This window comes from Chitinophaga sp. CCNWYY40 (genome assembly GCF_037483205.1).
In the GTDB taxonomy this organism is placed as follows: Bacteria; Bacteroidota; Bacteroidia; order Chitinophagales; family Chitinophagaceae; genus Chitinophaga; species Chitinophaga ginsengisegetis.
In genome coordinates this window covers 265,694-287,500 of record NZ_JBBHLF010000006.1, presented here as the reverse complement: position 1 = coordinate 287,500, position 21,807 = coordinate 265,694, and the positions used below count along the sequence as shown (strand labels likewise).

General features: G+C 46.1%; 24 protein-coding genes. 15 read left to right on the top strand and 9 right to left on the bottom strand.

The features are described 5' to 3' along the window. The first annotated feature begins 337 nt into the window (after positions 1 to 337). From V7S65_RS23945 to V7S65_RS23935, 3 genes are all read left to right on the top strand, one after another. On the top strand, positions 338 to 1,345 hold the full coding sequence (locus V7S65_RS23945) for a bestrophin family protein (RefSeq protein ID WP_336388045.1): 1,008 nt from the start codon (positions 338 to 340) through the stop codon (positions 1,343 to 1,345). Between the two features lie 35 nt (positions 1,346 to 1,380). After that, entirely contained in the window at positions 1,381 to 2,052 is a 672-nt protein-coding gene (locus V7S65_RS23940; RefSeq protein WP_336388044.1) for a succinate dehydrogenase cytochrome b subunit, read from the top strand. Positions 2,053 to 2,113: 61 nt separating this feature from the next. Further along, positions 2,114 to 3,154: an SMI1/KNR4 family protein gene (locus V7S65_RS23935; RefSeq protein ID WP_336388043.1), complete on the top strand. Its 1,041-nt coding sequence runs from the start codon at positions 2,114 to 2,116 to the stop codon at positions 3,152 to 3,154. A gap of 79 nt (positions 3,155 to 3,233) precedes the next feature. Here the strand turns inward: V7S65_RS23935 and V7S65_RS23930 are convergent, their stop codons facing one another. Together V7S65_RS23930 and V7S65_RS23925 are read right to left on the bottom strand one after the other, a co-directional pair. Further along, positions 3,234 to 3,983, bottom strand: coding sequence for a hypothetical protein (locus tag V7S65_RS23930; protein ID WP_079472652.1), 750 nt, complete (start codon positions 3,981 to 3,983; stop codon positions 3,234 to 3,236). A gap of 108 nt (positions 3,984 to 4,091) precedes the next feature. Next, positions 4,092 to 4,469, bottom strand: coding sequence for a hypothetical protein (locus tag V7S65_RS23925; protein WP_336388042.1), 378 nt, complete (start codon positions 4,467 to 4,469; stop codon positions 4,092 to 4,094). Between the two features lie 305 nt (positions 4,470 to 4,774). Here V7S65_RS23925 and V7S65_RS23920 point away from each other — a divergent pair, with 305 nt between their 5' ends. Next, the gene (locus tag V7S65_RS23920) at positions 4,775 to 5,446 is read left to right on the top strand and encodes a class I SAM-dependent methyltransferase (RefSeq protein WP_336388041.1); all 672 of its coding nucleotides are present in this window, start codon (positions 4,775 to 4,777) and stop codon (positions 5,444 to 5,446) included. 33 nt (positions 5,447 to 5,479) lie between these two features. Here the strand turns inward: V7S65_RS23920 and V7S65_RS23915 are convergent, their stop codons facing one another. Further along, positions 5,480 to 5,845, bottom strand: coding sequence for a DoxX family protein (locus tag V7S65_RS23915; RefSeq protein WP_336388040.1), 366 nt, complete (start codon positions 5,843 to 5,845; stop codon positions 5,480 to 5,482). A gap of 139 nt (positions 5,846 to 5,984) precedes the next feature. Here V7S65_RS23915 and V7S65_RS23910 point away from each other — a divergent pair, with 139 nt between their 5' ends. From V7S65_RS23910 to V7S65_RS23900, 3 genes are read left to right on the top strand one after another with little or no spacing between them, the layout of a single operon-like run. Further along, positions 5,985 to 6,323, top strand: a complete 339-nt coding sequence (locus V7S65_RS23910; RefSeq protein ID WP_079472656.1) for a winged helix-turn-helix transcriptional regulator — start codon at positions 5,985 to 5,987, stop codon at positions 6,321 to 6,323. Positions 6,324 to 6,350: 27 nt separating this feature from the next. After that, positions 6,351 to 7,235, top strand: coding sequence for a hypothetical protein (locus tag V7S65_RS23905; RefSeq protein ID WP_336388039.1), 885 nt, complete (start codon positions 6,351 to 6,353; stop codon positions 7,233 to 7,235). A 1-nt stretch (position 7,236) separates the two neighbouring features. After that, positions 7,237 to 7,596, top strand: a complete 360-nt coding sequence (locus tag V7S65_RS23900) for a DUF4180 domain-containing protein (RefSeq protein ID WP_079472658.1) — start codon at positions 7,237 to 7,239, stop codon at positions 7,594 to 7,596. A gap of 4 nt (positions 7,597 to 7,600) precedes the next feature. Here V7S65_RS23900 and V7S65_RS23895 read toward each other — a convergent pair whose 3' ends face one another. Next, a complete protein-coding gene (locus V7S65_RS23895; RefSeq protein ID WP_336388038.1) occupies positions 7,601 to 8,866 on the bottom strand; it encodes an LVIVD repeat-containing protein in 1,266 nt (421 codons plus the stop codon). A 179-nt stretch (positions 8,867 to 9,045) separates the two neighbouring features. On the opposite strand from V7S65_RS23895, the gene V7S65_RS23890 reads away from it, so the two are divergent. From V7S65_RS23890 to V7S65_RS23865, 6 genes are all read left to right on the top strand, one after another. After that, a complete protein-coding gene (locus tag V7S65_RS23890) occupies positions 9,046 to 10,017 on the top strand; it encodes a 3-keto-disaccharide hydrolase (protein ID WP_336388037.1) in 972 nt (323 codons plus the stop codon). Between the two features lie 351 nt (positions 10,018 to 10,368). After that, positions 10,369 to 10,692 (top strand): S24 family peptidase, encoded by a 324-nt coding sequence (locus tag V7S65_RS23885; RefSeq protein WP_111579266.1) that lies wholly within the window; start codon positions 10,369 to 10,371, stop codon positions 10,690 to 10,692. Between the two features lie 48 nt (positions 10,693 to 10,740). Next, on the top strand, positions 10,741 to 11,715 hold the full coding sequence (locus V7S65_RS23880; protein WP_111579267.1) for a hypothetical protein: 975 nt from the start codon (positions 10,741 to 10,743) through the stop codon (positions 11,713 to 11,715). Between the two features lie 13 nt (positions 11,716 to 11,728). Then, positions 11,729 to 12,472, top strand: coding sequence for a hypothetical protein (locus V7S65_RS23875; RefSeq protein WP_336388036.1), 744 nt, complete (start codon positions 11,729 to 11,731; stop codon positions 12,470 to 12,472). 94 nt (positions 12,473 to 12,566) lie between these two features. Next, the gene (locus V7S65_RS23870) at positions 12,567 to 13,676 is read left to right on the top strand and encodes a calcium:proton antiporter (protein WP_336388035.1); all 1,110 of its coding nucleotides are present in this window, start codon (positions 12,567 to 12,569) and stop codon (positions 13,674 to 13,676) included. Between the two features lie 101 nt (positions 13,677 to 13,777). After that, positions 13,778 to 14,716, top strand: a complete 939-nt coding sequence (locus tag V7S65_RS23865; RefSeq protein ID WP_336388034.1) for an alpha/beta hydrolase — start codon at positions 13,778 to 13,780, stop codon at positions 14,714 to 14,716. Between the two features lie 53 nt (positions 14,717 to 14,769). On the opposite strand, the gene V7S65_RS23860 is transcribed toward V7S65_RS23865, so the two are convergent. Together V7S65_RS23860 and V7S65_RS23855 are read right to left on the bottom strand one after the other, a co-directional pair. Continuing rightward, positions 14,770 to 15,654, bottom strand: a complete 885-nt coding sequence (locus V7S65_RS23860) for a dihydrodipicolinate synthase family protein (protein ID WP_111579270.1) — start codon at positions 15,652 to 15,654, stop codon at positions 14,770 to 14,772. Between the two features lie 31 nt (positions 15,655 to 15,685). Next, positions 15,686 to 16,147, bottom strand: coding sequence for a cupin domain-containing protein (locus V7S65_RS23855; protein WP_111579271.1), 462 nt, complete (start codon positions 16,145 to 16,147; stop codon positions 15,686 to 15,688). A gap of 109 nt (positions 16,148 to 16,256) precedes the next feature. Between V7S65_RS23855 and pdxR the strand changes: the two genes are divergently transcribed. Together pdxR and V7S65_RS23845 are read left to right on the top strand one after the other, a co-directional pair. Continuing rightward, complete coding sequence (gene pdxR / locus V7S65_RS23850; protein WP_336388033.1) at positions 16,257 to 17,705, top strand: MocR-like pyridoxine biosynthesis transcription factor PdxR; 1,449 nt, start codon at positions 16,257 to 16,259, stop codon at positions 17,703 to 17,705. A 120-nt stretch (positions 17,706 to 17,825) separates the two neighbouring features. Beyond that, positions 17,826 to 18,410: a PhnA domain-containing protein gene (locus V7S65_RS23845; protein WP_111579273.1), complete on the top strand. Its 585-nt coding sequence runs from the start codon at positions 17,826 to 17,828 to the stop codon at positions 18,408 to 18,410. Positions 18,411 to 18,450: 40 nt separating this feature from the next. On the opposite strand, the gene V7S65_RS23840 is transcribed toward V7S65_RS23845, so the two are convergent. The 3 genes from V7S65_RS23840 to V7S65_RS23830 form a co-directional block, all read right to left on the bottom strand. Beyond that, a complete protein-coding gene (locus V7S65_RS23840) occupies positions 18,451 to 19,671 on the bottom strand; it encodes a glycosyltransferase family 87 protein (protein WP_336388032.1) in 1,221 nt (406 codons plus the stop codon). A gap of 198 nt (positions 19,672 to 19,869) precedes the next feature. Beyond that, complete coding sequence (locus tag V7S65_RS23835) at positions 19,870 to 20,853, bottom strand: transglutaminase family protein (RefSeq protein WP_336388031.1); 984 nt, start codon at positions 20,851 to 20,853, stop codon at positions 19,870 to 19,872. Between the two features lie 12 nt (positions 20,854 to 20,865). After that, on the bottom strand, positions 20,866 to 21,801 hold the full coding sequence (locus V7S65_RS23830; RefSeq protein ID WP_079472668.1) for an alpha-E domain-containing protein: 936 nt from the start codon (positions 21,799 to 21,801) through the stop codon (positions 20,866 to 20,868). Positions 21,802 to 21,807 lie beyond the last annotated feature (6 nt).

Genomic DNA, 21,807 nt, shown 5'->3' with positions numbered 1-21,807 from the left:
CCTTGTTATGCATTAACCCGTTGGGTGAAATTAAATCACTTAATTTCACCCAACGGGTATTCTTACCACGGACTAGCATTACCTGGCAACTGGCTCCTGGCCGGGTAGTTTCGATTCACTTACGGGCCGCCGCGTTTTATTCCCGGGACCAGGAAACCCGGCATTTCCGGGGATGAACCAGGTAACAATTACACTATATTTCGTGTATACGAAAGTGAAATGACGAAATATCGTGTAATTTTTTTGCCGGTTTAAAGATAATCACCTGATTTCTAATGAATTTTTTTGCTGGCCTGTTGATTGTAAACTAACAATACAAAACAGAAAGACTAAAAAAATGCATGAAGGTAAATCATACAAATTCGGGGAATTTCTCTTCTGGACACGAAGAAAGATATATATACTGATGGTTATAAGCATCGTACCGGTGATACTATACGAAACATGCGGCCTGGAATGGATTAGCATCCCCTGGACGGTGGTAGCGTTGTTAGGCACAGCCACCGCATTTACCGTCGGATTCAAAAATACGCAGACCTATAACCGCACCAATGAAGCACAACAGGTTTGGACATCTATCGTGAGCCTCAGCAGGTCATGGGGGATATTCAGCAGGGATTTCTTCTCCAATACAGCTACAACACGGGAGCTGATCTATCGTCATATGGCCTGGTTAACGGCGCTTCGCTATGAAATGCGGACACCACGCACATGGGAAACAATAGACCGGAAGCATAATACAGAGTACCAGCGGTTTTACCGTGTGGCAGAAAGGGAAACGCCGTTAAACAAAGAGCTGGCAAAATATCTTTCCGGCCAGGAACTAAAAGAGGTGTTAGCGGCCAGCAATACCGCAGCCCGCATTTTGGCGAACCAGGGCAAATTATTGCGAAAAAGTTTTGATGAGCAGCAGATGCAGATTGCACAGTTTCTTGAAATGGAGAAGGGACTCAAAGAGTTTTATATCAGCCAGGCTAAAAGCGAGCAGGTGAAAAATAGTCCGTATCCGCGGCAATATGCCGTGGTTAACAGTTTTTTTATCAGGATCTTTTGCCTGCTGCTGCCGTTTGGATTGTTGAGGGATTTTGATAAGCTCAATGAGTTGGTGGAAGGAGCTGTAAAAGGACATATGGTATGGCTCGTGGTTCCCTTCAGCATCATGATTTCCTGGATGTATACCTCGCTGGAACAAATTGGCGAAAGCACTGAAAATCCTTTTGAAGGCAGCGCGAACGATGTACCGCTCACCAGTATATGCCGCGATATTGAAATAGAACTGCGTGAACTGCTGGAAGAAAAAGACCTTCCACCGAAACTATATCCTCAGCATAACATCCTTCTTTAGTCCCGGCTTTAGCCGGTTAAAAACATTATTATATCATGAACTGGTTTATTACATTTTTGTCAAGTTCTATCGGTAAGAAATTCCTCATGGCAACAACCGGGTTGTTTCTGATCAGCTTTCTTGTGGTGCATTGTTTCGTTAATGCCATGATCTTTTATAACGACGGTGGCCAAACCTTTACCCTTTGGGCGCATTTTATGGCTACCAACGTGGTAATCCGGACAATTGAAATTGTATTGGTGCTTGCGTTTATCACGCATATTGTACAGGGCTTATGGTTATGGAAGAAAAACAGGGATGCCCGGCCTGTGAAATACCGTGTAAACAAACCGGGTGCCAACAGCACCTGGTATAGCAGGAGCATGGCGTTGCTGGGAACGATCATTTTGTTGTTCCTGGTAGTGCATACTTCCAATTTCTGGATTCCCAACCGCACAAATCAGTTTCTGCACGGAGAAGAGCTGCCGTTGTATGAAATGATGCTGGAGAAATTTCATCACCCGGTAGAAGTTGTGATATATCTCATTGGCTGTTTCTCGCTTTTCTGGCACTTATTGCACGGGTTCAAAAGCGCTTTTCAATCATTGGGCCTGAATCATGTGAAATACAATACACTCATCAGGTACAGCGGTATTATATTTTCCATTATAGTGCCGTTTATACTGGCCATGATGCCGGTAGCTATTTATCTGCACTGGATAGGGTAATTTTAGTATGAATGCGCTATTTTTGACCAGGTGAATAATTTTAAACGAAGATTTTTCCATTATGAAGATAATCGGGAGAGAAGAACTGGAGCGCAAGTTATTTGAAGAAACGGATGGGATAAAGTTTTCCCGTCATAAAGATAAATTGATAAAGCTTTTTGCAGAATCGGATCGGGAAGCTGTGATACACGCATTCATGCAGTATGCCAGGGAGGGCGGATTAAAACATTGGCGTGGTTTCCTGATGACAGATATTCTCGGCCTGGTGCAGGAGGGCGAAGCGGCTTATGCGCCATTTTTTAAATGGGCGCTTACCGATCCTGCAACGGCCTACTGGGCGGTTAACGGATTTCTGAAAACAACCGGGAAGGAAGCTTACCCCTTACTGGTAACAATGGCAACTGATGAAGCCGTGGAATTGGCCGTCCGTGCAAATGCCATCAAATGCCTGTCGGTACACAGCCAACAAACATTCGACAGTGGCCTCCCTGTTGATCCCGGCTATTGGAAACCTGAGCAGTTGCCCGTTCAGGCGTTGTTGCAGTGGCAGGAGGAAGGGTATCCTCAGGGCGTAGGATACGCGCCGCCGGTAACGCACCCTGCATTGCTGGAGCCGGTAACGCCATTGGAAAACCTGGCCGCAAAGCTTGAAAAGAAACTGGCGAAACTGCGGAAGCAGCGCTATGATAAGGCCAATCCCGATAATCACCTGGTGGTGGCCAACGAAAATGACCTGGTGCGTATTACTGAAAAATGGACGTTACCGGAAACATATGCGTTATTCCTCAGAAATTTTTCACCGCTGCACGTACAGATCGATGGCTACAGCTTTGAGCAGGGGCTACATCTCTACGGCGCACAGGAGCTGATAGCGCGTCAATCCGGATATTCGCTGAATACCGTTACCAATGAGGTTATACCGGAGTGGCCCCTGCATCTGTTGGTAATCGCCGATGATGGCGGAGATCCTTACTGCCTGGATTTGTCGGTGATCAGCAATGGTGATGCTCCTGTATTATACAGCCAGCATGGCATGGGATATTGGGAGTTTGAGAAAGCCGCCGATAGCTTTATAGATTTTCTTAAGATACTGACAAAGTAAAAAATGCAATTATTACTGAATAAGAAAAAGCCTTCAAATCGTTAGATCTGAAGGCTTTTTTTCTGAAAGCAGATAGTCATTAAAACTTAATCAGCAGTTTTTCCGAGATCAGTTTATTATCTTTATAATATTCAAAATACCAATCTCCGTTCTTCTTCAGCACTATTCCATGAGATGCCTCGTTATCGGCAATAAAATAATCCTGTACGGAAGTTTTAAATAATGTCAGTACTTTTTTCGGAGAGGTGTCAATTAACTGATATCCGTTAGCGGTTGCCTGGGCATATAATGTGCCGGCAGCTTCCTTTGTTTCTGCAACGGCAGGTGTTGTAGTAGCAGCAGGAGTGGGAGCCGGGGCTACTGCCGGGGCAACGGCCTGCTGGGGCGCTTCACTAACAGTTCCGTCATACGCGTATGGTACATCATTCAGTGAGGTAAAGGCGTCTCTTAAAGCGAGGTTATAGGAAGCGGCAAATTCTTTCTCCCTGCTTTTACCTTCTTTACTTTTAAAGATGACATTACCTTTGCAGTCCTTTAGTAAAAGTGTAAGATTGGTAACAAACAGTCCTTTTTTCTGCACCACATCAGCATTCAGGGCGTTGCATCTATTGCCGGCCAGTTCTTTTGGTATTTCTGAATTGTCGAAATAAACAGTAAACCCTTTTTCTTCCAGCAGCGCTTTGGCTACGGTGTTTAATCCATACTGGTTATCTTCCCGCGAAAAATTAAATCTTTCCGGTATCACCACATATTTGTAATTATTGATCGTATTCTGGGCATACCCGGAAAATGAAATGAATAAAAGAATGATGAAGGCGTATCTTTTCATAAAGCATTATGTGTTCTGATTACGACGAATATATACAAAATAATTATCAAAATCAGCAGAATCCCGGAACGGGGGAATGCACCGTTCCGGGATTGTTTACACAAAATATTATCTGCCACAGTCTGCAGTCCAGGACCTGCCGTCCCTTGCAAAGCCTATTATAAGCTTGTCTTTATTAATTGTTATAAGGCCGGTACCTGAAGAACCGACGCTTGTCATCGTGTTATCGTCTTTCTTTTCAAACTGCACACCAGTAAGATCAGGGATGCCGTCGGAAAACCTGAAATCATACCGGGTACCAATTTTTGTGACGAAAACGCTGCCATTGTCCTGGGTGATATTTTTCTCAGAGTCAACATACCCGATCTTTCCCCTGAAAGTACCGGCAAAGATATCAGTGTCTGCAGGATCGGTGTCTTTACTACAGGAAACAAAAAGGATGGCTGATAACAACAACACTCCAATGACGCTAAGAATCGGTTTCATAAACAGTTTTTTAGGTTATTCAATACAGATTTAAATACAAAAATGCAATTAGCATACCAGAAGCGCTCTTACCCGGGGTGCCTCTTCTATATACCGGGCTATCACCGGTATTTGGGTGAAGTGATACACAGAATGGGTATGTATATGCTATGATACAACCCTTTTGAGCCCCGGAAAGGGACGGAAACATTATATTTCGTAATTTGTAAGAAGCAAAAGGAGCCTCCCGCGCAGAGGGCGCTTAATAAAATGAGTGTAGTCGGTTTGCTAAAGCTGGCGATTACAAAACCATCAAAAAACAAATCATGGATCAATCAACAAAAATAACTGCTTCCTGGCACGCCAATGCCCATAACTGGATTGCATCCATTGATAACGCAGAAATTGAAACCAGGATACTGGTAACCAATGATGCTATTGTGAACACAATTTGTTCCCACAATATTCAGTCAATATTAGACATCGGCTGCGGCGAAGGATGGCTCACCCGTTGTTTGCAAAACAAAGGAGTCGTGGCCTTTGGTGTAGACGCTATCAGCGCTTTAATAGAAAATGCCATTGAAAAAGGCGGGAATCACTATGCAGTAGCCAGCTTCAATGACCTGGCTACAGGTAAATATACTATCGGAAACAGGCCGGACGCAGCTGTCATTAATTTTGCGCTGCTGGATAAAACAGATTCGGAAACACTGTTGAAGAATATAAAGAAATTGATTGTTCCCGGAGGACTGGTGTTTATTCAAACATTACACCCATCTGCAATTGCGCAGCAGGAACCCTATGTTGCCGGGTGGAAGGAAGGGAGTTGGAAAGGTTTGAAAAGAGATTTCGAACAACCTTATGAGTGGTACTTCAGAACATTGGGGGCGTGGGTATCGCTGTTCAGCGAAGCAGGATTAACAATCCGGAAAATAGAAGAACCGTTGCATCCTCAAAGTCAAAGCCCGGTGTCCATCATCTTTGTATTGAAGGCATAAAAGAATTTGGTACTTCTATTCCCCGGAGTGTCATCATTTGTTTAGCGGCAGAAACATCTCTTTGGATTTTAGAAACATGGAGATCCAGAGTATCGCCAGAAATACAACGGAAGCAGTGGGCTGTCCACCGGATATTTCCAGGCACAGGGCGCCGCCGAAATAACAGCTTGCCAGCAGGAACCCGGTTTTATTGGTTACCGGGTAAAGCAACAACGCTGCAATGATCAGCTCAGTTACACCGAGTGCTTTTATATAGTTGCCAAACCCCGATTTTGTCAGGAACTGCATCACTGATTCCGGCTCCGCTCCAATTAGTTTCATTACTCCTCCCACCACAAGCACTATAATGGGAATGGCCATCAGTACCATGGATAGGATACGCTTCGTTTTAGCTGTCATTGTTATTTTTTAAAGCTGTTATCAATTATGCAGCAAAAGTATCTACATTTGCTATACTTGTGATAGTACTATCCCGTTGGATAGCGCTATCCGATCGGATAGTAACGTGAAAACATCGTTTGAATAAAAGGATAAAAAAATGCTGACAAGGGAAGGATGCCCACATAGCGTATTGGCTATAAAAGATGCTTTGGAAGCCCTGGAAGGCAGATGGAAGCTGCTTATCATGCTTTCTTTATCTACCGGGAACAAGCGTTTCAAACAAATATCAAAGGAGGTAGGTGGTATTACGGATAAAGTACTGTCAAAAGAATTGAAAACGCTGGAAGCAAATAAACTGATAAAAAGAGAAGTGCATAATACTTTTCCCCCCACGGTTGAATACTCAATCACCCAACATGGCACCTCTATCGAAAAAATACTGGATTCACTGCATGATTGGGGGATGGAACACAGAAAGCAGGTGATAGGAAAGTAAATTGCTAATAGCGATCCCACGGCAAAGATGACCATTTTTGAGCTACAACTGTATATCGCCGAAACAGAGAAAAATCCGGCACTCTACCAGGAGCATGAATTTGATAAGCGTATAGAGGCGATAGACTTTATCGATTTCCAGGTTCTCGGCCGGATTGATGAACTCCTGCCGGGAACAGATCAACCGGATCAGCTGATCTTACTCAGGAACCGCGCTGAAAAGGTAAAGGCTAAGCTGGAAGAAATTGATGTTAACCTCTTTCAGCAACTTCAGCAAACCATCAAAGCAGCCGGGTATACTACGAATGGGTTCAAAAACCTGGTGAATGAATACGTGGATACCAGCTCTGAAGAAACAGGCTATGATAACCTGGATATCTTTATCAACGGATTATCTCCTCTTCAAACGATGCCGGAACAAACCAGGGAGCTTGAACCTGAAATGGTGTATTATCAGAAAACCCCGGCCAGGATCGTGTTTGAACTCGTAGAGAAAGTACATTTCGTAAAAGAAGATATCTTTTTTGATATCGGCGCCGGCCTGGGACAGGTAGCTATCCTCGTACATCTTCTTACCGGAATCCCCACCAGGGGAATAGAGTTGGAGCCGGCTTTCTGCGATTATGCAGGGGATTGCGCTGCAGCACTCTGTCTGCCGGATGTTATATTCACAAATGTAGATGCGCGGGAAGCAGACTATTCGGAAGGAACGGTATTTTTTATGTTTACTCCTTTCAGGGGAGAAATTATGCAGGAGGTTTTAGCGATCCTGAAAAAGGAGTCGCTGCAAAGAAAAATAAGAATCATTACCTACGGCCCCTGCACAGCCAGGGTAGCATTGGAAAGCTGGCTGTATTTTGCAACCCCGGAGGATGATAATATGTATAAACTGGCTGTTTTTAATAGTTACTGATATGAAGATAACAATACACGGGAACGGAAATACGAGGATAGCAGAACTAGTTGCAGATGAAGTACTGATACAAACGCCTGATGAGGCGCTGCAGTTAATTATGGATCTGCATTACCAGGACTTCGATAAAATGATTATCCGTGAGAAAAATATCACACCGGCGTTCTTTGATCTGAAAACCGGTGTCGCAGGAGAAATTCTCCAGAAGTTCTCCAATTACAGGTCGCGGCTGGTCATCATCGGCGACTTTTCAAAATACCCCGGAAAAAGCATCAGGGATTTCATTTACGAAAGCAATAAAGGTCGTCAGGTTAACTTTATGGATTCGCTGGAAGCAGCGATTGGGCAACTATTAAAATGACCGATTAATAAGGATTACCCACTACGTTTATTTTACTTAACAGCTGCGGGTTGGTCATTGAGCTGTAGTCGTATTGATAAATCCCATCCCTGGCGCTTACCAGCAGGCGGTGCTGGTTTTCAAAAGGAATTACATCATAAGTATCCGGTCCTGTTATAAGCTTTGTAGTGGTGATATTACTGATACTTGTGGCATCCATGAAGCGGAGCCCGAACTGTCCTTCACAAACAAAGAGCTTCCCGTTATCGATACCTAAACCGTGCGGGTTTTGCATTTCAGTAGTACTCAATTTCACGGGACTATCCACATTACTGATATCAAAGATCTGCAGCTGATTGATGTTACCTGCGCATATGGCGCCGCTTCTGATGGTAACATATGCCCTGTTTCCTTCCACCACTACCGGGTCGCACGCCCTGAAATGGGTAACCATGGAGCGTTTGGCAGGTGCCGCCGGATTCGTGATATCATAAATGAACATCGCGCTCTGGCTGCCGATAAAAAGATATTCGCCATATGGGAAAATAGTTTCAATAAACGTGTTAAAGGTTTGCAGGCTTTTAAACGCCGGATTAGCGGCATCGGTGAGATCAAATGCTTTCAGCTGCCACGAATTTACGGTATAGAGATAATTTTTGGCGATAGTGAACCTGGCCATAGACCCGCCTTTCCCGGTGCCGGCCTGGTTTTTATAAGAAGCGGCTACCTCTGCGCTGGCAAAGTATATCATGTCGCGGTCTGAAGAACAATCGCAGTAAGTGGTATCCTTAACGGTATAGCCAATCACCATACTGTCCTGCTTTAAGCGCCATCCTACTATCATACCGTTTGCGTCGGTAGGGTAGCTGGTGGCTTCCGGTATCCGTTTAACAAACGCGATATTACGCGGATCGCTGATATTGAATACGATCAGGTCAGTATAGCTGTCGGCATAAAGGAAATTCCCCTTTATGGCGATGTCTGCATTTCCCATCACATTTAAAAAAGAAACTTTCTGAGGGGACGATGGATTACTGTTATCAATAACGTGGATGCCGGCATAAGGCTCATTCACAAAAATATACTGGTCTTTCACATAGATCTTGCCGGTGTGGGAAATTTCCTTTGGCGCCTGCGATTTGATGGAACTCCAGTAGTCCGACAGCGCCATCAGAATGGGTGTGTGTATTTTTGTTGTGATGGTTTTGGTGCACTTCTCCTTTGTGCATCCGCCCAGTACCAGGATAGCCGCGATAATAACCGGGAATTTAATATAGGTAGAAATATGCATGGGGATAGCTTTGATCGTTTAACGCGGGTGACGGAGCAAATGTTACAGGAGGGTGCGCCGGTGGGTATCACGATAATTATAGGTTTCGCTGCGGTTTTAAATAAACCTGATAAAGTGCTATAAGAAGCAGGATCAAATATTTATCTTTATAGCTTTCTTCAATAAACATGGACATGAACATGAATAGAAAAAGTATTATCGCAGGTCTGATATGCTGCATGGGGCTGGGATTAGTGAGTCCTGCCGGTGTAATGGCACAGGTATCAGCTATTAAGACCGAAGCCGTAAAAGGCGGGGCCCTGATTGGCGCCTGGGATATCAAAGTCAGCGAAAACGGCGTAGATAAGCCCTCCTGGCTGGAAGTGGAGCTTTCCGGTTTTAAAACCCTCGTAGGCCGCTTTGTAAGCACCGGCGGAAGTGCCAGACCCATCTCTAAAGTAAACTTTGATAACGGGAAGTTCAGCTTCTCTATTCCGCCGCAATGGGAACGGGAAGACCGCGACCTGACGCTGGAAGGCACCGTAACCGATGCCGGCATAAGCGGTACTATTCATACCAGCGACGGACAGTCCTATTCTTTCACCGGCGTAAAAGCACCGGATCTTAAAAGAACTGCAGCGCCAGCCTGGGGCAAACCCGTGAAACTGTTTAATGGAAAAGACCTCACCGGCTGGAAAGCACTGGGTCAGAACCAATGGATCGTGAAGGATGGCATCCTTACCAGCCCGCATTCCGGCGCTAACCTGATCTCTGAGCAAAAATTCACCGATTTTAAGCTGCATGTGGAATTCCGGTACCAGGCAGGAAGCAACAGCGGCGTTTACCTGAGAGGCCGCTATGAAACACAGATCATCGACAATCCAAAAACAGATCCGCCATCCAGTCACCTGTTTGGGGGAGTATACGGATTCCTGGTACCAAACGACATGGCGGTACTCGGTCCCGGCCAATGGCAAACATTTGATATTACACTGGTGGGTCGCTTAGTAACCGTTGTGGCTAACGGCAAAACCATTATCTGCAACGCAGCCATTCCCGGTATCACCGGCGGCGCACTGGATAGCAACGAAGGTGAACCCGGCCCGATCTATTTCCAGGGAGATCACGGTCCTATTGAGTTCAGAAACATCGTCATTACTCCTGCAAAATAAAAATGCATCAAAAAAAACGTGATACAATTCCTGTATCACGTTTTTTTTATCTGGCAGAATAGAAAATTTTATTATTTTTGCCGCAGTTGTTCTTTATAGAAAATGCCCCGGCAGTATCCCCAAATAGTTTGATGCCTGCGCTGCCCGCAGGTTTTGTTATTTCACAGCATACCATTTGTTATACCCGCCCATCTTGTGTAGCCCAACAGAGTTTCACCATCATGCTTACAATTGAATTTGCCCGCTTCAGTTAATCCTTCCGCATATTGGCTTCAGCAACTCCACGAGCCTCCACTACGATCATTTTACTATATGGTCATCCATTTTTTTATTCAATCAATTAAAAACAACATGAACAAGTACGAAAGATTAAAGTCCGGACTGGAAACCACCGGCACAGGAAAAATGAAAGCCTTTGGCTCCTCTATGTTACCCATTTTGAAAAGCGGTACCCTGCTCACCTTTGTAAAAGAAACAGAATATGCCATTGGCGATATCGTTTTTTGCAAGGTAAAAGGCCGCTATATTGACGCGCACAAGGTGATTAAAAAAGATACCAATAAAGGTTACCTGATCGCCAATAATCACGGTTTTGAAAACGGCTGGACGAAAGTGATTTATGGCCGCGTGATGCTGGGTGAGTTTGAGAATAAGGTAATCTATAGGAAAGACTGACCGGGTTGTAAAAATGTTTCCCTTAAATTTAATAATTAAATTAGCTGAATGAAAGGTTTTTGGAATTACTTCTGGTTCATTTACATGCTTTTCTTTGCCATCCCTTTTCCCATGCTCATCTATTACAATACAGAGTATGGCGTGATTGATGGGGATGGTGGCACCGCGCCCTGGCTGGCGCTCACCTGGCTGGCCGTGTCCGCAATACTATGGATCATATTGATCCAGAGCTGGTTCAGGAAATGGATTATACTGCCCTTTATCATGAGAGGCAATATCCTGCGTCTTTTAAAGGAAGGGGTGAAAAAAAATGCACGTGTATTAACCAGTAAGGAACTACCGGCTGAAGGAAAGGATGTTGTGACCCGTGAAATCACCTGTTCCCTGGAGAATTTCTGTGGCACCGGAATCACGGAACAGTTGACGGTGAACGATACCAAACCGGAGCTGAACCGCTACGATGTAGGTAAAACCATTCAACTGCTGATCGATGGAAAACTTAAAGCAGTGCCTCATTTAACACTGGATGGCGTAACGGTAGGAATAAAAGCAGGCCGGATAATCATGATGTGCCTTGCATGGTTGCTGGTAGTGGCCGCAATAGTGGGCTACTACGTATATTCCTATATGTTAGAGAACCACGGACGGGGCTGGCGCTTTATGGCCTTCTATCATCCGCTTCTTTTATGTCCCCTGATTTTGCTGGTGAGCCGCATCGGGTTTGGTTGGCTGCTGAAACTCTTTATAGGCACGCCGGACAATGCGTTGCAGCTTAAGTACTACGGCTTGCGCACAGATGCACAAATTGTATCCGCCGAGCAAACAGGCACGTATATTAATGAGCAACCCCAGGTACGATTTGAGTTACGCTACCAGGATGATTTGGGTAAAACCCATACCGCCTCGTTAAAGAAAATAGTGCCGCTACTGGATCTGGGTATGACCAGGCAGGAGTCTGTCCCTGTTTTTTATCTGAAAGAAAATCCTCAACAGGTAGCATTTGCCAGTGATATAGAGGATTAAAAATATAATGAAGATGCGTTTACAAAAGATGACCGGCATTATAATAGCATTGATGATGTGTATGTCCTGTAACCAGTTCCGGGAATCCATACACGACACCTTGTATGGCAGCGATACAGACAGCAGCTATAAAGATCTTCCATCCGGTGAAGAAGAAACCAGTACTACCACCAGTTCCAGCACAAGCACCCACCTGAGCACCAGTTCCAGCACAACCCATACTACGGTGGTGGAACAACGCAATGGTACCACTATCATATACAATTCCACCAAAACATCCGGCGACAATGATTTTCTTGGCAATGCCGGAAAGCTGGTGGCCGCCGAACGCGCGCTTCGTGAATTACCGGCCTTTGCAGGGAAAGGTATCCATCTCTACAGATCCATTCATTTTTATGAAGACGGACGGATAAATGTAACTATTCAGCATCCGCAGAACCCTGAATATATTGATGAATACAACTATAGCAAAGGGAAATGGGAGGAACCCAAACCAGTGCAGATGTCTGTGCGTGATAATATCAGCGAATCACTTGTTAGTCTTGATGATATCAGCTTTGCAAGCGCAGCCGCAGTATACCGGAACTACAACCGCAAAGCGGAAGATGTTGCAGGCGCCAAACCTCTTACACATATTTACGGCATTTTCCATGGAAACAGTATTACCTGGTATCCCCAGTCCATCAATGGCAGCCGGGAAAAGTATTTCATCAGCTTCACCCCAAACGGCAGCCTGAAAGATTATTACCGGGAATAACATCAGTCCTTTGCTGGAAAACAACCGGATCGTGTGATCGCTGATGCTGACAGATACATGCGGCCATGTGCATAAATTTTTGTAAATTAAACACATGGCATTCAATCACTTTCTCTACAGGAAATGGAAAATTACGCTCCCGTTATGGTGTCTTATCAGTCCAGTGATCGGGTTGGCTTTATTAGGATTCGCAGGGGAACAGCAGAGTGGCGTATTATCAGCAGTGATGGGCCTGGCGCTCATTACGGTGGTATTATCTGCCGTGCATCATGCGGAAGTGGTAGCGCATAAGGTGGGAGAGCCGTATGGTACCCTCATTCTGGCGCTCGCTATTACGGTGATAGAAGTATCACTGATTGTATCCATTATGTTGAATGAAGCGGATCAGGGCGCAACGCTGGCAAGAGATACCGTGTTTGCTGCTATTATGCTGATCCTTTCCGGTATCATTGGAATGTCTTTATTTATAGGCGGCTACCGTTTTAAAGAGCAGGCGTATATAAAAGCCGGTGTCAGCGCCGCATTGGTCGCATTAACGGCGATCTCCGTTTTAACCCTCGTCTTACCAAATTATACTACTACCGAAGCGGGTCCTGTTTATTCCAGCAGCCAGCTGATATTTGTAGCCATCATTTCTTTGGTGTTGTATGGCGGTTTTGTAGCGGTACAAACGGTCAGGCACCGCGATTATTTCCTGCCAAAAGATGCAGCGCCGGGTGATGAAGATACGCACGCCGCACCCCCATCCGGACTAACTACCACCGTGAGCCTGGTGTTTTTATTAATAGCCCTGGCAGTAGTAGTGTTGCTGTCGAAAAAATTATCGCCTGTTATTGAAACCATCGTGGTGAACCTGGGCGCGCCTAAAAGCCTGGTGGGCGTTATCATTGCGGCTGTTATTCTTCTGCCGGAGGGACTGGCTGCTATCAGGGCCGCCTCACAAAACCGGTTGCAAACAAGTTTGAACCTGGCACTGGGTTCGGCGCTGGCAAGTATTGGTCTTACTATTCCCGCAGTAGCCATAGTAGCTCACACGCTGGATTTCAAAATTACGCTTGGTATTGATGCCAAATCCACACTGTTACTCATCCTCTCTCTCTTTACCATCAGCATCTCCTTTAATGCAGGAAAAACCAATATCCTGCAGGGGATTGTGCTGCTGGTAATATTGGCTACTTACTTATTTATTACCGTGGTGCCTTAATTTGCACATAAATATTCTTATAGCCAGCAATAAACTATATTATTTTCTTTATAGCCGTAGGAATGCCAGCTTTGTGATCATAAAATAAATTATTACATCACATGACGACAGATCTGGCATTTAAACCCGCCGTACAGGCGGCATTGGACTATATCAATCACATACCAACTGACCCTGCACAAACAGACCCCATTGCGGGCGCACGCGATTTTTACTACCGGTTTATACCGATGGCCGGCACACCTGCCATTGTAAAGAACGTGCAAAACCTTACACTGCCTACTACCGAAGGCCCGGTAAACGTACGCATTTACAGGCCTTCAGATACCCCCGGCCTGCCGGTAACCGTTTATTTTCATGGCGGATGGTTTTATTTAGGCAGCCTCGATACACACGATACGCCCCTGCGCGCATTAACCAATGCGGCGGATTGTGTAGTGATATCGATAGACTATGCCCTGGCGCCCGAACATCCGTTCCCCAAAGGGTTAAAAGAAGGCATCGCCGTGGTACAGTGGATCGCGGCGCATGCAGCTGAACTACAGGTAGATGCGAATCGTATAGGCGTGGCCGGTGACAGCGCCGGTGCAGCACTGGCCACCGTAATTGCCCGGCATGCAAAAGAGCATAACGGTCCGGCGCTGCGCTTCCAGGCATTGATTTACCCGGTTACCGATGCTTCGCTCCAAACGCCTTCCTGGAAGGAGTTTGCGGAAGGATTGAACCTGGACCTGGCCGGAGCAGAGCTGGCATGGTCGTTATACAGTCCCCACCCGCAAAACAGGCAACATCCGGATGCCGCGCCACTGCTGGCGGAAGATCTTACAGGACTGCCACCTGCACTGGTTATTACTGCGGAGTACGATCCGTTAAGAGATGAAGGCATGGCCTATGCCGCAGCGCTCCGCAGGAGTGGCGTACCGGTTCAGGAAACCTTGTATGAAGGCATGATACACGGGTTCTTTCAAATGGGCGGCATGATTGAAGAAGGGAATACCGCGATTAACGAAACGGCTGCTTTTATCCGCAAACATTTTTAACAGGTACATTAATGCCCGGCTTTCCCGCAATGTGCGGGAAAGCCGGGCGTTTGTCAGTTCAGTCCACTCAGTAATATTTCCAATTGTGCATAGTCCTTATCCGAAAGTGGCTGTAACGGCCTCCTTAAGTAACCGCTTTCTATTCCCTGGATTTTTAGTCCCGCCTGGATCGCTGCGGGCAATCCTTTGGATACAATAAACTGTAGCAATTCAAACTGCCGGTAGAAAATGTCCCTGGCCTGCGACAATTCATTGCTGCAGATGGCGGCATACAATTGCTTATTCAGCTCAGGTATCAGGTTAAAAGCGGCCGTACACCAGCCGGTAGCTCCTGCTGCAAACGCCGCCAGTGCTAAAGGATTGGAGCCATTGTAGAATGATACGCTTTCGCCCAGCGCTTTCCGGAGATAATGCATCCGCTGTACATCACCGGTACTTTCTTTAATCATGGTGACGTTCGGAATTTCCAGCAATCTTTTCAGCAGTGCGGGCGACATATCAATACCACCGGTAGCCGGATTGTTATAAGCCATAATCGGGATCGACAACTGCTTTGCTACCTGTTCATAATGCCGGAATATTTCATCATCCGTAAGTTTCCAGTAACTCATGGGAATGATCATCACTGCTGTGGCGCCGGCTTTTTCCGCAAAGCGCGCATGATAAACAGTGCGTTCGGTAGTAAGGTGCGAAACGCCAACCAGCACAGGTACCCGGCCATTTACCTGTTGCAGGGCAGCTTCTGTAACGGCTTCTTTTTCTTCATCGTTCAGGTAGGGCAATACGCCTGTACTCCCCAATGGCGCAATACCATGCGCCCCGGCTTGTACCAGTCTTTCTGTGAGCGTTTTGAATAAAGGGATATCCACTTTCTCTTCCCGGTCGAAAGGCGTAATAGGGTAGGCGATGATCCCTTCAAATGCAGGGTGGTTATTCATATAGTATTAATTTTTTAATTAAGAAAGATAGTTACAGATCGCGGCCTTCCTCTTCCCGCAGTGCTACGCCAAGATTTTGCAGCTGCGGCGCATTTTCACAGGCGATGTACCGGGCAGGCTCATGATCGCTTTCATTCTGATGACGGTGCCAGGCCCAGCTGGGAATGTATACGGCATCTCCTGCTTCCCAGTATACTTTCTCGTCTTCCACTTCAGTATAGCCTTTCCCTTCCAGTACATACAACACCGTTTCATATGTATGGCGGTGCCGGTTGGTAAGCTGACCGGGTAATAGTCCGCCGATAGTCATGCTCACATTTTTCGTGGGCAGATCCACAAAGAAAACGGGGTGCTTGCGCTCTGCTGAAAACTGGTTGTGCTCCCCGGCTTCTTCCACATTTTTGTGTATCAGCTTCGATGGCTTTACAAATACTGGTCTGGCAAAAGTCTGGTGAAAATCTTTTGACGAAAATTGATCGGGTACTTTTTTCATATACTCAAAATTTAAGTGTGAAGAAATACTGGTTTGTTTTGATGCCACAAAATTTGTTTATTTTTGGATGATCATAATGATCCAGTTTTCATTAAAATAGATGGTCCAGATGCTCAGACCCTGGAAAACAATACTCGCTATAGATTTCAATCATCAGCTGCCGGTATACCAGCAGATTGCAGATGGCATTGTTGCAGAAATAAAGAAGGGCCGGCTGAAACCCGGCAGCCCATTACCCGGCAGCCGTATCCTGGCGGAAGATATCGGCGTAAACAGGAAAACAGTGGTGTTGGCCTATGAAGGACTAATCGCGGAGGGTTGGCTGGAATCTGCCGATAAGAGGGGAACGTTTGTAGCCGCCGAATTACCGACGCTGAAAAAAGCCGCCAGCCGCACTCACAGCAGCTTTGAGTTTAATGAAACAGAGATAGCGCCCATACCGGCTAAAACCAATTCCGGCTTTATTGTATTCAACGATGGCTTACCCGATGTGCGGCTGGCGCCACTGGACGAACTGGCACGGGCCTACAAACGGATCTTTCAGCAAAAAGCCAGGTGGCGTATGTTGGGATACGGACATGAACAGGGAGAAGAAAGATTACGTACAGCCCTTACCGGGATGCTGTCTTCCAGGAGGGGAATGAACACCGGTGAAGCAGATATCTGCATCACCAGGGGAAGCCAGATGGCACTGTTTCTTACCGCTCAAACGCTTATCCGGCCTGGCGACAGTGTAGCTATGGAGTGCCCGGGGTATTTGCCCGCATGGCAAACATTTGTACATGCAGGCGCGTACATGATCAACATTGGTGTGGATGATAAAGGATTGATGGTAGAAGAACTGGAACAGGTATGCCGTACTAAAAAACTGAAAGCGGTATATGTTACCCCGCATCACCAGTTTCCCACCACGGTGAGCATGAAAATGGAGCGTCGCCTGAAATTGATGGAGCTATCCGCCCGGTATGGATTTGCTGTTATTGAAGATGATTATGATCACGAATTTCACTTCGATGCGAAAAGCCTGCTGCCACTGGCCAGTGATGAGCGGGCAGCCAATGTGATCTATATCAGCTCCCTCAGTAAGCTGGTGGCGCCGGCGGTACGCATCGGTTATGTAACGGGGCCGCCTGCATTTATCGCATCCCTGGCGCGGTTGAGGGCATTGGTCGACAGGCAGGGCGATCCGATTATGGAGCAGGCCATTGCGGAACTGATGGAACAGGGCGCCATCAACAGGCATGCAAAAAGAGCCGCCCGGTTCTACCGCGAGAGGCGTGAAGCAATGAGCGAATATCTTCATACCCATCTCGATAAAAAAATTTCCTTTAAAAAACCGGAAGGCGGACTGGCCTATTGGGTAAAAATAAACCGGGATATTAACACAGAAGAACTGGCAGCAAAGCTGTTAAAAAAAGGTGTTTCCATTATACCTACCGAAAGGTTCTCCTTCAACGGGAAACCCTTGAACGCATTACGACTGGGCTATGCATCATTAACGCCCGCGGAACTGGAGGAGGGGATCCGGCTGCTGGCAACAGTACTTAAAAAAAGTTAATCCCGCAGACCCGTACCAGCCGGCCTGTTAACAGGGTGATAACAACAGGATAATGAGAAAATCACTGTTTCCCGCAACAAAAAACATTACCTTCGTGCACATTTTTTTATAAAGGATATTATGAAGCTGAACGAACTATTACTAACAAGGAGTGAAAACAAGTGCGAACTATGCAAATCAGAAGGACCGCTGAATGTGTATGAAGTACCTCCTCAGACCTACAGTGATCAGGATAATTGTATCTTCATCTGTGAGAAATGTCAGTCGCAGATTGAGAAAAAAGCAGAGCTGGATAGTACCCACTGGCATTGCTTAACCGAATCCATGTGGAGCGAAATTCCAGGTGTGCAGATTGTAGCCTGGCGTATGCTGAACCGCTTAAAACAGGAAAGCTGGGCCGCAGATAACCTGGACATGATTTACCTGAACGATGAAGCGCTGGCCTGGGCCAAAGCTACCGGCGATCATGAAAACGACGGCGCTGTAGATCTGCACAGGGACAGCAATGGCGCCATCCTGCAAAACGGCGACACCGTTATTCTTACCAAATCCCTTGATGTAAAAGGTTCTACCTTAAATGCTAAAATGGGTACCGTGGTAAAGAACATCCGCCTTGTACCGGATAATACAGAACAAATAGAAGGAAAGATAGAAGGACAACTCATCGTGATCCTCACCAAATACGTAAGAAAACAAAACGCATAAAAAAAGGGAAGGCATCGTGCCTTCCCTTTTCGTTTTATCTTTATGCTGCCCGCTGCAGCTTCTCTGCCGTAATGGTTCCCGGCTCCGGGGATGTGACGAAAAATGGCTCCAGCACTATTTTCAGCCATACAATAGAACAAAACACCGCTTTCACTGCATAAGGTTCTACATAAGTTCTGGCAATCCAGTAGGGAGTGATCAGGTCTGTAGAAGAGAAGGAGGTGAATACCAGCGTAAGCACCACCAGCACTGTGTTTAACGTGGATGGCCGCTCCTGTGTAAAATACCAGATCGCCACACCCGTGAGCGCAATAATATAAGTAGGTGATTCCCCCTTATGGTTAAAGATCACCACCCATATCAGCACAGAAGCCAGCATGCTCAGGTTAAATTTCGATTCCCGGTTGTAAAGTATGGGTATGAAGGGCCCCATAAATACTGCCGCCGCAGAAAGCATGAACAGCTGTTTGGAGATATCCATATCAAACCAGGTATGCCACCATCCCATCACGGACACGCCGTAAGAGGCGGAATAGTCATTGGCCAGCAGGTGGCCCCAGCTCTTGTAAAGGAACAGCAACTGATCCCAGGAAATCACCAGCAACGGCATCAGTGCAATCACTACCGTCCAGAACACCGTGTACAAGGCGGCTTTCCAGCGTTCAGGATACAACAGGAACAACGACATAGCCACTACGCCAAATAACTTGATATACACGGTTACTACCAGCAGCAATGCTGCCAGCCAGATCTTTTTATTTTCCATGCAATGCCATGCGAGGATGAAAAAGCCTGCGATCAGTACGTTGATCTGGGAGCTGGTGAGCGCAATCATCATCTCTATAGCCAAAAACAATAACAGGATCGATTGCTTTTCTTTCTTTACCGGTAAGGTCCTGATAGCAATAATAAATACTACCACGTTCATAATATTCCAGCAAATCAGGGACGGTACATCCGGCATCCAGGCGAAAGCGCCCATCCACAAGGCAAACGACGGACTGTACTTATACAGGTCGTAATACTCTGATTCGTATAATACGTAGAGGTCCTGGTTGTGTATCAGGTGCGAAAACGCCTGTTTAAAGATCAGGAAGTTGTTATAACGGGTCCATCTTTCCATGTCCTGCGAGGAATACCAGGAATGAAAGGAGATGCCCACCGCCATTAATAAAAATAAAGCATACAGGTATTTCAGCGGGATTTTGCTGACGGTATTACAGATAGCATCCCAGCGGCCTTTTATGGCTAAGCTTTGCATTGTACTTTTTTAAGTTGTGACAGTTGTAGTTATCGTTCGCTCATCAAGGTTCCAGGCAAAACTATATAAATTTTTCTTTATTTGTGAATTATCAAATTGTTTTAAGAAATAAATAGGAAAGATGGTTTAGCGGGCCAAACCGTTGAATGGCGGGCTCCGCAGACGATATCCCGCCATTCAACGGTAGAATTCCGGTACTCATTGTTGTTGCTGCTGTTGCTGTATCATCATTTCTTCAAGATGACGCTGATAACTATTTTTTGCAGGCGCTGCCGGAACCGTACTGCTCATGGCGGGCTGGGCAGGGAAAAAGGGCTCCGGATCAAACTGATCCTGGTCGTCGTAACCCACTGATACGGTAACATCCAGCGTGTGGCCGGCGCCACCGCTGTATACGCCTTTCACCGGCGAGCAGTCGCTGAAATTACGCCCCACGGCCAGTTTTACATGGTTCTCACCGGCAATGCAGTTGTTGGTGGGGTCCAGCCCCAGCCAGCCATATTCGGGAATATACACCTCCGCCCAGGCGTGGGTGGCGCCTTCACCGCGCATACCGTTTTTATTGGGACAGATATACCCGCTCACATACCTCGCCGGAATTTGTGTAAACCGCAGCATAGCGGTTAACAGGTGCGCGAAATCCTGGCATACGCCTGCCTGTAGCAGCAGGATCTCATCCAGGGTACTGTCTACCGTTGTTACCCCCTTGATATAATCGAAATGGGTGAACACGTAATCACAAAATCGCACCGCTGTTTTGAAAGGCGTGTCTGTATCTTCTTTCAGGTCCAGTGAAATTTGCCGTAAAGAAGCCACGCTTTCAAAAACTTCGTGTTTGAGATAATCAATAAATGCTACGTCGTAGCGGATATCTTCCAGCATTTTCCACTGGGTGGCAGGAGGAAGGGGATCGGCTGGCAGCGGCCGTGGTATGGTTTCTACAACGATGGCCGAAAATATTTTCAATTCATGATGCGGCTCCGTTTGCGTAAAAATACCCACTTCATTGCCGTAATAATCTTTGAATATTTCCACTTCCGGGTGACGGGAAATACTCAGATCATGCTTGATCACTTTCTGGTATTCATCTTTTACGGGATACAGGATAATTTGATTGGCGCTGTCCCGCACGGGTGTTTCATAGGTGTAATGCGTGATGTGTTTTATTTTGAAAACAGGCATATAATGCAATGGTTAAGCGTTTGCGAAATAGTATTCATTCAGCAGGTTTCCGATGCCATACAGCTCGCTCCTGATTTTAACAAGATAGGGATGCAACCCTTCCGCTTTCATACTGTTTACGGAGCTGTAGGTGATGGTACTGTTCAGCCGCCCGATGTTAAACGACAGCTTATTATAGTGTTCAATATTCTTATCACTTTTCAATCGTTCAAAGTAACGGTAAATATTATTAACGGAATATTTTGCCGACCGTGGGAAATCGTTATTGAGCATTACCAGTTCCAGTACGTTTTCCGCCTCAAAGCCTTTACGGTAGGTTTTCAGGTACAACTCATAACCGCCCAGCGACAGCAGCAGGTGTTGCCAGTAGGAGGTATCCGTGAGCAGGTCCGGATTATTGGAAATAGAAATAAACTTGATGTCGAGGATATCGATGGACTGTATACTTCTCTCCAGGTATTTACCAATGCTCATAAAGCTCCTGCTTTCGCCTCTTTCCATGATACTGCCTGCAGTACCGTAATACAGCATTACCTGTTTAATAAGGATATCCAGCGCTGTTACTGGGTCATCTTTCTGTACATACCAGAGCAGCTTTGGATCTTTCACGGTATGATAGTATTCATTGAGGCATTGCCAGAGGTCTTTTGCAATGTGTTCCTGCACACTCCGGGCGTTTTCACGGGCCAGTGTGATCATGTTGATGATGGAGTTGGGATTGTCGCGGTTAAAGAGCAGGTACTCGATCACCGACCGGCTGTCGTTTTTGATAGATGAAATTTCTGCTTCATTTCCGCCGGAAGAAATACGGATCACCGGTGTCCACGTAAATTCCTGGATGGTGTCCTGTGAAGATGCGTAGTTTATTTTCAGCATTCTTAAAATACCATCGCTTCTTTCTACATACCTGCTCAACCAATATAAACTGGAGGCTACTCTGCTTAACATAGGCTT

Excerpts from the sequence above, each read along its gene's own strand:
- V7S65_RS23860 (WP_111579270.1), bottom strand. The coding sequence starts at position 15,654 with ATGAATAACCACCCTGCATTTGAAGGGATCATCGCCTACCCTATTACG.
- V7S65_RS23880 (WP_111579267.1), top strand. The coding sequence starts at position 10,741 with ATGAAAGGTTTTTGGAATTACTTCTGGTTCATTTACATGCTTTTCTTT.
- V7S65_RS23870 (WP_336388035.1), top strand. The coding sequence starts at position 12,567 with ATGGCATTCAATCACTTTCTCTACAGGAAATGGAAAATTACGCTCCCG.
- V7S65_RS23915 (WP_336388040.1), bottom strand. The coding sequence starts at position 5,845 with ATGACAGCTAAAACGAAGCGTATCCTATCCATGGTACTGATGGCCATT.
- V7S65_RS23875 (WP_336388036.1), top strand. The coding sequence starts at position 11,729 with ATGCGTTTACAAAAGATGACCGGCATTATAATAGCATTGATGATGTGT.
- V7S65_RS23895 (WP_336388038.1), bottom strand. The coding sequence starts at position 8,866 with ATGCATATTTCTACCTATATTAAATTCCCGGTTATTATCGCGGCTATC.
- V7S65_RS23845 (WP_111579273.1), top strand. The coding sequence starts at position 17,826 with ATGAAGCTGAACGAACTATTACTAACAAGGAGTGAAAACAAGTGCGAA.
- V7S65_RS23835 (WP_336388031.1), bottom strand. The coding sequence starts at position 20,853 with ATGCCTGTTTTCAAAATAAAACACATCACGCATTACACCTATGAAACA.
- V7S65_RS23930 (WP_079472652.1), bottom strand. The coding sequence starts at position 3,983 with ATGAAAAGATACGCCTTCATCATTCTTTTATTCATTTCATTTTCCGGG.
- V7S65_RS23925 (WP_336388042.1), bottom strand. The coding sequence starts at position 4,469 with ATGAAACCGATTCTTAGCGTCATTGGAGTGTTGTTGTTATCAGCCATC.
- V7S65_RS23840 (WP_336388032.1), bottom strand. The coding sequence starts at position 19,671 with ATGCAAAGCTTAGCCATAAAAGGCCGCTGGGATGCTATCTGTAATACC.
- V7S65_RS23945 (WP_336388045.1), top strand. The coding sequence starts at position 338 with ATGCATGAAGGTAAATCATACAAATTCGGGGAATTTCTCTTCTGGACA.
- V7S65_RS23855 (WP_111579271.1), bottom strand. The coding sequence starts at position 16,147 with ATGAAAAAAGTACCCGATCAATTTTCGTCAAAAGATTTTCACCAGACT.
- V7S65_RS23830 (WP_079472668.1), bottom strand. The coding sequence starts at position 21,801 with ATGTTAAGCAGAGTAGCCTCCAGTTTATATTGGTTGAGCAGGTATGTA.
- V7S65_RS23940 (WP_336388044.1), top strand. The coding sequence starts at position 1,381 with ATGAACTGGTTTATTACATTTTTGTCAAGTTCTATCGGTAAGAAATTC.
- V7S65_RS23905 (WP_336388039.1), top strand. The coding sequence starts at position 6,351 with ATGACCATTTTTGAGCTACAACTGTATATCGCCGAAACAGAGAAAAAT.
- V7S65_RS23920 (WP_336388041.1), top strand. The coding sequence starts at position 4,775 with ATGGATCAATCAACAAAAATAACTGCTTCCTGGCACGCCAATGCCCAT.
- V7S65_RS23890 (WP_336388037.1), top strand. The coding sequence starts at position 9,046 with ATGAATAGAAAAAGTATTATCGCAGGTCTGATATGCTGCATGGGGCTG.
- V7S65_RS23910 (WP_079472656.1), top strand. The coding sequence starts at position 5,985 with ATGCTGACAAGGGAAGGATGCCCACATAGCGTATTGGCTATAAAAGAT.
- V7S65_RS23885 (WP_111579266.1), top strand. The coding sequence starts at position 10,369 with ATGAACAAGTACGAAAGATTAAAGTCCGGACTGGAAACCACCGGCACA.
- V7S65_RS23900 (WP_079472658.1), top strand. The coding sequence starts at position 7,237 with ATGAAGATAACAATACACGGGAACGGAAATACGAGGATAGCAGAACTA.
- V7S65_RS23935 (WP_336388043.1), top strand. The coding sequence starts at position 2,114 with ATGAAGATAATCGGGAGAGAAGAACTGGAGCGCAAGTTATTTGAAGAA.
- V7S65_RS23865 (WP_336388034.1), top strand. The coding sequence starts at position 13,778 with ATGACGACAGATCTGGCATTTAAACCCGCCGTACAGGCGGCATTGGAC.
- pdxR (WP_336388033.1), top strand. The coding sequence starts at position 16,257 with ATGCTCAGACCCTGGAAAACAATACTCGCTATAGATTTCAATCATCAG.